The organism is Streptomyces bambusae, assembly GCF_019400985.1.
Taxonomy (GTDB): domain Bacteria; phylum Actinomycetota; class Actinomycetes; order Streptomycetales; family Streptomycetaceae; genus Streptomyces; species Streptomyces bambusae_A.
In genome coordinates this window covers 1-10,186 of sequence record NZ_WTFF01000267.1, presented here as the reverse complement: position 1 = coordinate 10,186, position 10,186 = coordinate 1, and the positions used below count along the sequence as shown (strand labels likewise).

Genomic DNA, 10,186 nt, shown 5'->3' with positions numbered 1-10,186 from the left:
CCGCGGCGCCGCCGCCCGGCTGCTGCGGGCCGCCGAGACGGGCCGGCTCCCGGCCGGCTGCGCCTCCGCGACCCTGCTGGACCGGCCGGCGGCCGCCCGGATCACCCGGATCACCTTCCACCCGTAGACGCCCGCCGGGAGGCGCGGCGGGGGCTGCCCCGCCCGGGGACTACGCTCCCCACGACGGCGGAACGAAAGGCGACGACGCGCATGCACGGCTACGGCGAGGGCTACAGCGACGGCTACGGCCAGGGCCACGGCGACGGCCACGGGGACGGCAACGGCAGCGGCAGCGGCTGGCCGGCCAACGAGCTCGAAGCGGTTCTCGGGGCGGCCCTGGGCCACCCCGACGCGGGGGGCCGGATCCTGGAGGTGCTGGGGCGCAGCCACCTCTGGGTGCCGCTGCCCGCCGGCGGCGGGCCCGACAGCCCCGGCGGGCTGACCCTGCCCACCATGGACATCGGCGGCGCCGCCTACGTCCCCGTCTACAGCTCCGAGGCCCAGTTCCGCACCTGCGTCGGCGTGGCCATGGACTTCGCCGTCGCCCCCGCCGTCGAGTTCGCCCGCGGCCTGCCGCCGCAGCTCGGCATCGCCGTGAACCCGGAGGGCGCCGTCGGGGTCCCGCTGCCCCCGCCCGCCGTCGCCGAGCTGTGCCGCGCGGGCCGCACCCCGCTCGACGGGCCCGCCAGCGGCGGCCGGGTCCGGCTCTTCGAACCCGACTGGCAGGACGACCCGGTGGACTTCCTGAGCGCCGCCGCCGAGGAGTTCCGGGCCACCGGGGTGGTCGCCTCCGCCCACCGCTGCCTGGCCAGCGTCGAGGGCGGCGACCCCGAGCTGTACATCGGCGTCCGTCTGGCGACGGGGGCCCCGGACGGGGCCTGGGGGAGCGGGCCCGACATGCGGAACCTGCCGATGGACGCCCTCGGCCGCGCCCTCGGCCGGGTCCGGCCGCCCTGGCCGGTGCAGTTGGTCCTGCTCGACGCCACCGAGGATCCGGTGGCCGACTGGCTCTCCACGCGCGTGCGCCCGTTCTACATCCCGTAGGTCCGCATAAGCTGTTTCCATTTCCCGGCCGGGTCACCGGCCGGGGCACGCATCGACGACGGGCGGAAGAGGGGTTCCGGGTGAGTGCGTCAGGCACGGCCGCGGCCGGGCAGGTCGAGCACATGCTGCGCCAGGTTTCACCCGGGCGCTACGACAGCTACGAGGCGCTGCTGCACGCCCTCGCCGAGGGCCGCCTGTGGATGTTGCTCTGGCACGGGCAGCCCGGCTCCCCGGACGCCCAGTACGGCGGCATGGAGGTCGAGGGCCTGGGCTACGCGCCCTGTGTGACCTCCCCGCAGGAGCTGTCCGCCAGCGGCTGGAACCGCGCCTACGAGGTCGTCACCGGCCGCGACATCGCCCGCGCCCTCTACCCCGACCGCTGGGGCCTGTGGCTCAACCCGCACGCCCCCGGCGGCGGCCTCGGCATCCCCTGGGCCGACCTGCGCCGGGTCGCGACCGGCCTGGACCGGATGCCGGCCGGCCCGCTGCGGCTGTCGGAGCCCACGCTGGAGCTGCCGCAGTTCTACGCGCTGCTCACCCAGCACGCGCACCGCACCCCGGCCGTGCGCGCCCTGCGCCGCTGCTGGGTCCAGCCGGCCGTCGGGTCGCCGTACCTGGCCGTCGGGCTCGACCTGTACGACACGTCGCCGCCCGCCCTGGAATCCGTACGCGGCATGATGCGCCAGTCGGTCGGCGCGGTGCCCGACGGCGTCCCGGTGTGCACCGTGGCGCTCGCGGACGAGCACGACCCCGTCGCGATGTGGCTGCGCGCCCAGACGCGGCCCTTCTACGACCGCGAGGGACACGCCCCGGCGTACTGACCCGGCGCGCCGACCAGACGCACCGACCAGGCGCACCGACCAGGCGCGCCGACCGGCGTACGCAGCCGCCCGACCGGACCCTGAGACAATCCGGAGCGGAATCACCCAGGCCGTACGGAACACCCGTTCCGTACGGCCTTCCTGTTGTCCGTGAGTTGTCCGGATTTAATCGGCCTCGGGCGCCCAAAGTGCTTACAGCTAGGGCCAGTTGGGCATGATGTCCGGTTCCGTACCGAACGGACGGTGTTGCTCCGCTGAGCCGTCAGCACAGTCCGGATAACGGGAATCGGACCCTCACATCACGGTTGCGCATCCATTGGTCTGCGGGTCTGGCGGCTGATCGAGCGCCCGATGAAGACTCCCCCACCAAGAGCAGCTCAGTCCCGCTCTCCCGGTTCTTCCGCAACCGCTTTTCTCACACGCTCCACTCCGCACCAACGCCGCTGACCGCGGCGGCATGGGCCGACCACCCGTCGGCCGAGAGGGGTCCCCACCACGATGACGGCACCACTGCACGACACGAGCGCGGAAACACCCGCGCCCGTCGTCACGGCCGACGTCCCTGCCAAGGCCATCGAAGGCCGCTCACCGGGCCGAATCGCCTGGATGCGGCTGAAGCGCGACAAGGTCGCACTGACCGGCGGCATCGTCGTGATCCTGCTGATCCTGGTGGCAGTCTTCGCCCCGGCGATCGTGAGCCTGCTGGGCCACCCGCCCAACGAGTTCCACGAGGACCTGATCGACCCGGACCTGGGCACGCCGCTCGGCTCCTTCGGCGGCATCAGCTCCGACTTCCTGCTGGGCGTCGAACCCACCAACGGACGCGACGTGTTCAGCCGCATCGTCTACGGCGCCCGGATCTCCCTGACCGTGGCCTTCCTCGCCGCCTTCGTGTCGGTCGTCATCGGCAGCCTGCTCGGCGCCCTGGCCGGCTTCCTCGGCGGGTGGGTGGACGGCCTGATCAGCCGCGTGATGGACCTGCTCCTCGCCTTCCCGCAGCTGCTGTTCACGATCGCGCTGGTCTCCGTGGTCCCCGACTCGCTCTGGGGCTTCGAGGGCACCGGGGTCCGGATGGGCGTCCTGGTCCTCGTGATCGGCTTCTTCGGCTGGCCGTACATCGGCCGGATCGTCCGCGGCCAGACCATCTCGCTGCGCGAGCGCGAGTACGTCGAGGCCGCCCGCAGCCTCGGAGCCGGCCGCGGCTACATCCTGATCAAGGAACTGCTGCCGAACCTGGTCGCCCCGATCCTCGTCTACGCGACGCTGATCATCCCGACCAACATCCTGACGGAAGCGGCCCTCAGCTTCCTCGGCGCCGGCGTCAAGCCGCCGACCGCCTCCTGGGGAAAGATGCTCTCCGACGCCGTCCCCATCTACCAGGACGACCCCATGTACATGGTGGTCCCCGGTCTCACGATCTTCATCACCGTCCTGGCGTTCAACCTCTTCGGGGACGGGCTGCGTGACGCACTCGACCCCAAGGGCAGCTGAACCGCTCACCGTTTCACCCACAAATGGAGGTTGGACCAACGTGATCCGCAGAAAGCAGGCACTCGCGATCACCGCCGTGATCGCCGCCCTGTCCCTGACCGCCGCGTGCGGTGACAAGGGCGACGACGGCAAGAAGGGCGGCGAGGGATCGAGCAACGCCGCCTTCGACGCCGCCACCAAGGGCGTCGTCAACCCGTCGGACAAGAAGGGCGGCGAGCTCAAGCTCTGGTCGCCCCAGGACGTCGACTACCTCGACCCGGCGCGTGCCTACTACGGCTTCGTGTGGAACATGCAGCGCCTGTACATACGCCAGCTGCTCGCGTACGACAGCAAGCCGGGCGCGGACGGCACCAAGCTGGTCCCGGACCTCGCCGAGGCGCTGCCGGTGCTCAGCAACGACGGCAAGACGTACACCGTCAAGATCAAGGACGGCGTCAAGTTCGAGGACGGCACGCCGATCACCTCGAAGGACTTCAAGTACGGCATCGAGCGCGTCTTCGCGCAGGACGTGCTGTCCGGCGGTCCGACGTACCTGATCGACCTGCTCGACCAGGGCCAGAAGTACCCCGGCCCGTACAAGGACACCGACCCGAACAAGATGGGTCTGAAGTCGGTCGAGACGCCGGACGACAAGACGATCGTCTTCAACCTGGCGAGCGCCAACTCGGACTTCTCCTACCTGCTGGCCATGCCGTCCTCCTCGCCGGTCCCGGCGGGCAAGGACACCGGCGCCACGTACACCAACAAGCCGGTCTCCACCGGCCCGTACAAGGTGGAGAGCTTCACCGCCAGCAAGGGCGCGACCTTCGTCCGCAACGAGCACTGGGACCCGAAGACGGACACGATCCGCAAGGGCCTGCCGGACAAGGTCTCCTTCACGGTGACCACGAACCCGGACGACATGGACGCCCGTCTGCTCTCCGGTGACATCGACCTCGCCGTCGACGGCACCGGCATGCAGCAGGCCGGCAAGAACAAGGTCCTCAAGGACCCGGCGCTGAAGAAGAACGCGGACAACCCGTTCACCGGCTACATCCGCTACTTCGCCTTCCCGCAGACGGTCGCGCCGTTCGACAACATCGAGTGCCGCAAGGCCGTCATCTACGCGGCCGACCCGAAGTCGCTGCAGAACGCCCGCGGCGGCCCGACCTCCGGTGACCTCGGCGCCAACATGCTGCCGCCCGGCATCCCCGGCTCCGACAAGTCCTACGACCCGTTCGGCCTGACCAAGGGCGAGCCCCAGGTCGAGAAGGCCAAGGAGGCCCTGAAGGCCTGCGGCAAGCCGGACGGCTTCGAGACCACCATCGCGGTCCGCAACAACCGCGCCCCCGAGGTGAAGTCGGCCGAGTCGCTCCAGGCGGCCCTCGCCAAGGTCGGCATCACGGCGAAGATCGACCAGTTCGACGGCAAGCTCTCCTCCTCCACGATCGGTTCGCCCGAGAACGTGAAGAAGAAGGGCTACGGCATCATCGTCATGGGCTGGGGCGCCGACTACAACTCCGGCTCGGGCTTCCTGCAGCCGCTGGTCGACGGATCGTTCATCCTGCCGAACGGCAACAACAACTACACCGAGATCAACGACCCGGAGATCAACGGGCTCTTCGACAAGGCCGCGTCCGCCGCGACCCCCGAGGCCGCCGCTCCGTTCTACACGGACATCAACAAGAAGGTCATGGAGAAGGCCCTTTACCTGCCGATCAACTTCGACAAGGCCTTCGTCTACCACAACCCGCGGCTGACGAACGTCTACTTCAACGACTCCATGGGCAAGATCGACCTCGCCACGGTGGGCGTCGTCAAGTAACAGCAGGCAAGTGCCTTCACCGCACATGCGCTAGTCCGAAGGGCAGGTGAAGGCCGCAGGCGGCGGCTGCCGTCCCCACAAGGGACGGCGGCCGCCGGCCCCGAGCGGCCGACTGCAGTGCTCGTCTACCTCATCCGGCGACTGTTCAACGTCGTCGCCACGCTGCTGGTGGTCTCCGTGGTCACCTTCGGCATCTTCTTCGCGGTGCCCAAGATCACCGGGTCCGATCCGGCACTGATGTACGCCGGTCGCGAGACCAACGAGACCGCCCTGGCGGGCATCCGCGTGAAGATGGGCTTCGACAAGCCCATCTCCGAGCAGTACCTGATCTTCGTCAAGGGCATCGTCGCCGGGCGCGACTACAACACCGGCGTCGACTCCACCCACTGCCCGGCGCCGTGCTTCGGCTACTCGTTCAAGACCGAGACCCCGGTCTGGGACCTGATGCTCGACCGCATCCCGGTCACCCTCTCGCTCGCCCTCGGCGCCGCCGTCATCTGGGTGATCGCGGGCGTGGCCACCGGTGTCGTCTCCGCGCTGAAACGACGTACCGCCATCGACAGGACCGTGATGGTCGGCGCACTCGCCGGCGTCTCGCTCCCCATCTTCTTCACCGGCATGGTCGCCCCGGCCGTCCTGGTCTACGGACTGGGCTGGCTGGACGTGTCCAACTACCGGCCCCTGACCGAGGATCCAGGAGCCTGGCTCAACTCCATGATCCTGCCCTGGGTCACCCTCGCCTTCCTCTTCGCCGCCACTTACGCCCGCATCACCCGCGCCACGATGCTGGAGGTCCTCGGCGAGGACTACATCCGCACCGCCCGCGCCAAGGGGCTCACGGAGCGGGTGGTCATCCGCAAGCACGCCCTGCGCTCCACCCTCACCCCGCTCGTCACGATGTTCGGCCTGGACTTCGGAGGCCTGCTCGGCGGCGCGGTGCTGACCGAGACGACCTTCAGCTTCCAGGGCCTGGGCACGGCGGCGGTGGCCGCGATCGGCGCGGGCGACCTGCCCGTGATCATGGGCATCACCCTGCTGGCAGCGCTCTTCGTGGTGATGGCCAACCTGATCGTGGACATGCTGTACGCCGTCATCGACCCGCGCGTGAGGCTGACGTGACCGACAACCCCTCCTTCGTCCCCGAGCCGGCCGGTCCGGCGCCGGGCTCCGAGCCCTTCCTCTCCGTACGCGACCTCCAGGTGCACTTCCCGACCGACGACGGCCTGGTCAAGTCCGTCGACGGCCTCTCCTTCGACCTGGAGCGCGGCAGGACCCTCGGCATCGTCGGCGAGTCCGGCTCGGGCAAGTCCGTCACCTCGCTCGCCATCATGGGCCTGCACCGCACGGGCAACGCCCGCAGCCGCCCGCACATCTCCGGCGAGGTCCGGCTCGACGGCGAGGACCTGATCCGGGCCGACGCCGAGCACGTGCGCAAGCTGCGCGGCCGCAAGATGGCCATGGTCTTCCAGGACCCGCTGTCGGCCATGCACCCGTACTACACGGTCGGCCACCAGATCATCGAGGCGTACCGCACCCACCAGGACGTCGACAAGAAGAAGGCCCGCACCCGGGCGATCGAGATGCTCGACCGGGTCGGCATCCCCGAGCCGGCCAAGCGCGTCGACGCCTACCCGCACGAGTTCTCCGGCGGCATGCGCCAGCGCGCGATGATCGCCATGGCGCTCGTCAACAACCCCGAGCTGCTGATCGCGGACGAGCCGACGACCGCACTGGACGTCACCGTCCAGGCGCAGATCCTCGACCTGATCCGGGACCTGCAGAAGGAGTTCGGCTCCGCGGTCATCATGATCACGCACGACCTGGGCGTCGTGGCCGAGATGGCCGACGACATCCTCGTGATGTACGGCGGCCGGTGCGTGGAGCGCGGCTCCGCCGAGAAGGTCTTCTACGAGCCCCGCCACCCGTACACCTGGGGCCTGCTCGGCTCCATGCCGCGCATCGACCGCGACCAGACCGACCGCCTCATCCCGGTCAAGGGCGCGCCGCCCAGCCTCATCAACATCCCCAGCGGCTGTGCCTTCAACCCGCGCTGCCCCTACGCCGACGTCCCCAAGGGCGGCATCACCCGCACGCAGCGGCCCGAGCTCACGCTCGTCGACGCCGCGGAGGGCGCCGACCGGCACTGGTCCGCCTGCCACATGTCGCAGGAGGAGCGGACCCGGATCTGGACCGAAGAGATTGCGCCGAAGCTGTGACCGACATGAAGAAGACGGCTGCGGCCGTACCCGCACAGGCGGTGGACTCCCCGGAGCCGCTGCTGAAGGTCACCGGCCTGGTCAAGCACTTCCCCATCAACAAGGGGCTGCTGCGCCGACAGGTCGGTGCCGTCAAGGCCGTCGACGGCATCGACTTCGACGTCCGGCGCGGTGAGACGCTCGGCGTCGTGGGCGAGTCGGGCTGCGGCAAGTCCACGATGGGCCGCCTGATCACGCGACTGCTCGAACCGACCGGCGGCAAGGTCGAGTTCGAGGGACGCGACATCACGCACCTGGGCGTGGCGGGCATGCGGCCGCTGCGCCGCGACGTGCAGATGATCTTCCAGGACCCGTACGGCTCGCTGAACCCGCGGCACACGGTCGGCACGATCGTCAGCGCCCCGTTCAAGCTCCAGGGCGTCGAGCCCGAGGGCGGCCTGAAGGCCGAGGTCCAGCGCCTGCTCTCGCTCGTGGGCCTGAACCCGGAGCACTACAACCGCTACCCGCACGAGTTCTCCGGCGGCCAGCGCCAGCGCATCGGCATCGCCCGCGCCCTCGCCCTCAAGCCGAAGCTGGTGGTCGCGGACGAGCCGGTGTCGGCGCTGGACGTCTCCATCCAGGCCCAGGTGGTCAACCTGCTGGACGACCTCCAGGAGGAGCTCGGCCTCACGTACGTGATCATCGCCCACGACCTCTCCGTCATCCGGCACGTCTCGGACCGGATCGCGGTGATGTACCTGGGCAAGATCGTCGAGCTGACCGACCGCAAGTCGCTCTACGACTCCCCGATGCACCCGTACACCAAGGCCCTGCTGTCGGCCGTGCCGGTCCCGGACCCGCGCCGGCGCGGCGCGAAGAGCGGCCGCATCCTGCTCAAGGGCGACGTCCCCTCGCCGATCTCCCCGCCGAGCGGCTGCCGCTTCCACACGCGGTGCTGGAAGGCGACGGAGGTCTGCAAGACCCAGGAACCGCCCCTGCTGGCCCTGAAGACCGGTCACCAGGTCGCGTGCCACCACCCGGAGAACGCACCAGACCAGGCCCCGGGCGACACGGCCCTGCCGGACGCGCCCACCTCCTGACACCGGACGCCCGGGGGCTCCCCCGGCCCCGCCCGCCTTTCACGGCGCGCGGGGCGGGGCGGAGCCCCGGGCGTTTTCGCAGGTCGCGGCGCGGCACAATGGGCCGGTGTTGCAGAACCTCTTTCCGCCGGGCATCCAGCACGCGCTGGACCTCGCGGGCATCTTCGTCTTCGCCACGGCCGGCGCCCTGCTCGCCGTACGCAAGAACTTCGACGTCTTCGGCATCGCCGTCCTCGCCCTGGCCACCGCCCTCGGCGGCGGCCTCTTCCGGGACCTCGTCATCGGCGCGGTGCCGCCGGCCGCCTTCGGCGAGCTCAGCTTCTTCGTCACGCCGCTGATCGCGGCCGCGCTCGTCTTCTTCCTCCACCCCGAGGTCCAGCGGATCAACCGCGCCATCAGCGTCCTCGACGCGGCCGGCCTCAGCCTGTTCTGCGTGACCGGCACCACCAAGGCGTACGAGTACGGGCTGGGCCTGACCGCCTCGGCGGCGCTGGGCGTGGTCACGGGCGTGGGCGGCGGCGTGCTGCGCGACGTGCTGGCCAACGAGGTGCCGAGCCTGCTGCGCGACCGCGAGATGTACGCCGTACCCGCCATCGTCGGCGCCGCCCTGGTGGCCGTCTTCATCGGCCTGGACATGCTCGGCCCCGTGACCAGCGGCTTCGCCGTGGCATCCACCTTCGTCCTGCGCCTGCTGGCGATGCGCTTCCACTGGAAGGCGCCGCTGGCCTGGAACCGCCGGTCCGCGGTGGCCGAAGAACCATAGAAAAAGCTACCGCTTAGTAGCTAGCCGGTGTACGTTCCTTCCATGTCATACGCAGCGGCCCAGGCATCCATCGGCGACAGCGAATTCGACCGCGACACCACCGTCACGCCCCGCGCGGGCGAGCCGGGGGTCTACGACGCGGAGCTCTCCGCCGGCTGGACGATCATCGCCGCCGTCAACGGCGGATACCTGCTGGCCCTGGTCGGACGGGCCCTCTCCGCGGCCCTGCCGCACCCGGACCCCTTCACGGTCTCGGCGCACTACCTCAGCGCCTCCGTCCCCGGCCCCGCGGTGATCCGTACCGAGACCGTCCGCGTCGGGCGCACCCTCTCCACCGGGCAGGCCTCGCTCGTGCAGTTCGACGAGAACGGCGCCGAGGTCGAGCGCATCCGCGTGCTCGCCTCGTACGGCGACCTCTCCGCCCTGCCGGACGACGTCCGCACCACCGCCACCCCGCCGGTGATGCCGGCGTACGAGGACTGCTTCGGTACGGACGCCGGCCCGGCCCCGATCCCCGGCAGCTCGGCGATCGTGGACCGGCTGCGGCTCCGCCTGGACCCGGCCACGGCGGGCTGGGCCCTGGGCAGCCCCTCGGGCAAGGGCGAGATGCGCGCCTGGTTCGAACTGGCCGACGGCCGCGACGCCGACCCCTTCTCCCTGCTCCTCGCGGTGGACGCGCTGCCGCCCACCGCCTTCGACCTGGGCCTGATCGGCTGGGCGCCGACCGTCGAGCTGACCACCCACATCCGCCACCGCCCGGCGCCCGGCCCGCTGCGCGTGTCGATCACCACGCGGAACGTGGCCGGCGGCTTCCTGGAGGAGGACGCGGAGGTCTGGGACTCGGCGGACCGCCTGGTCGCCCAGTCCCGCCAACTGGCTCGCGCGCCGCGGAGCTGACCCACGGCCCGGGCCGCCCCGCTCGGCCGCTCGCGGCGGGCGCGCCGGCCGGCTCGCGGAGGGGGCGGGCC

At 70.7% G+C, this 10,186-nt stretch carries 9 protein-coding genes; all 9 read left to right on the top strand.

Translation table 11 applies throughout. The features are described 5' to 3' along the window. Positions 1–210 precede the first annotated feature (210 nt). The 9 genes from GPJ59_RS27860 (at position 211) to GPJ59_RS27820 (ending at position 10,115) form a co-directional block, all read left to right on the top strand. Entirely contained in the window at positions 211–1,044 is an 834-nt protein-coding gene (locus GPJ59_RS27860; RefSeq protein WP_219670460.1) for an enhanced serine sensitivity protein SseB, read from the top strand. Between the two features lie 80 nt (positions 1,045–1,124). Beyond that, positions 1,125–1,865 carry an enhanced serine sensitivity protein SseB C-terminal domain-containing protein gene (locus GPJ59_RS27855; protein ID WP_219670459.1) on the top strand — a complete coding sequence of 247 codons (741 nt, stop codon included), beginning with the start codon at positions 1,125–1,127 and terminating at the stop codon, positions 1,863–1,865. A gap of 498 nt (positions 1,866–2,363) precedes the next feature. Continuing rightward, complete coding sequence (locus GPJ59_RS27850; RefSeq protein WP_219670458.1) at positions 2,364–3,356, top strand: ABC transporter permease; 993 nt, start codon at positions 2,364–2,366, stop codon at positions 3,354–3,356. A 40-nt stretch (positions 3,357–3,396) separates the two neighbouring features. After that, entirely contained in the window at positions 3,397–5,160 is a 1,764-nt protein-coding gene (locus GPJ59_RS27845; RefSeq protein ID WP_219670457.1) for an ABC transporter substrate-binding protein, read from the top strand. Between the two features lie 117 nt (positions 5,161–5,277). Then, on the top strand, positions 5,278–6,279 hold the full coding sequence (locus GPJ59_RS27840; protein ID WP_219670456.1) for an ABC transporter permease: 1,002 nt from the start codon (positions 5,278–5,280) through the stop codon (positions 6,277–6,279). Then, the gene (locus tag GPJ59_RS27835; protein WP_219670455.1) at positions 6,276–7,376 is read left to right on the top strand and encodes an ABC transporter ATP-binding protein; all 1,101 of its coding nucleotides are present in this window, start codon (positions 6,276–6,278) and stop codon (positions 7,374–7,376) included. Before GPJ59_RS27840 ends, GPJ59_RS27835 begins: the two co-directional genes overlap by 4 nt. Positions 7,377–7,381: 5 nt before the next feature. Further along, positions 7,382–8,455: an ABC transporter ATP-binding protein gene (locus GPJ59_RS27830; RefSeq protein ID WP_219670454.1), complete on the top strand. Its 1,074-nt coding sequence runs from the start codon at positions 7,382–7,384 to the stop codon at positions 8,453–8,455. Positions 8,456–8,561: 106 nt separating this feature from the next. Continuing rightward, positions 8,562–9,218, top strand: coding sequence for a trimeric intracellular cation channel family protein (locus GPJ59_RS27825; RefSeq protein ID WP_219670453.1), 657 nt, complete (start codon positions 8,562–8,564; stop codon positions 9,216–9,218). Positions 9,219–9,260: 42 nt separating this feature from the next. Continuing rightward, complete coding sequence (locus GPJ59_RS27820; RefSeq protein WP_219670452.1) at positions 9,261–10,115, top strand: thioesterase family protein; 855 nt, start codon at positions 9,261–9,263, stop codon at positions 10,113–10,115. The last annotated feature ends 71 nt before the right edge of the window (positions 10,116–10,186 follow it).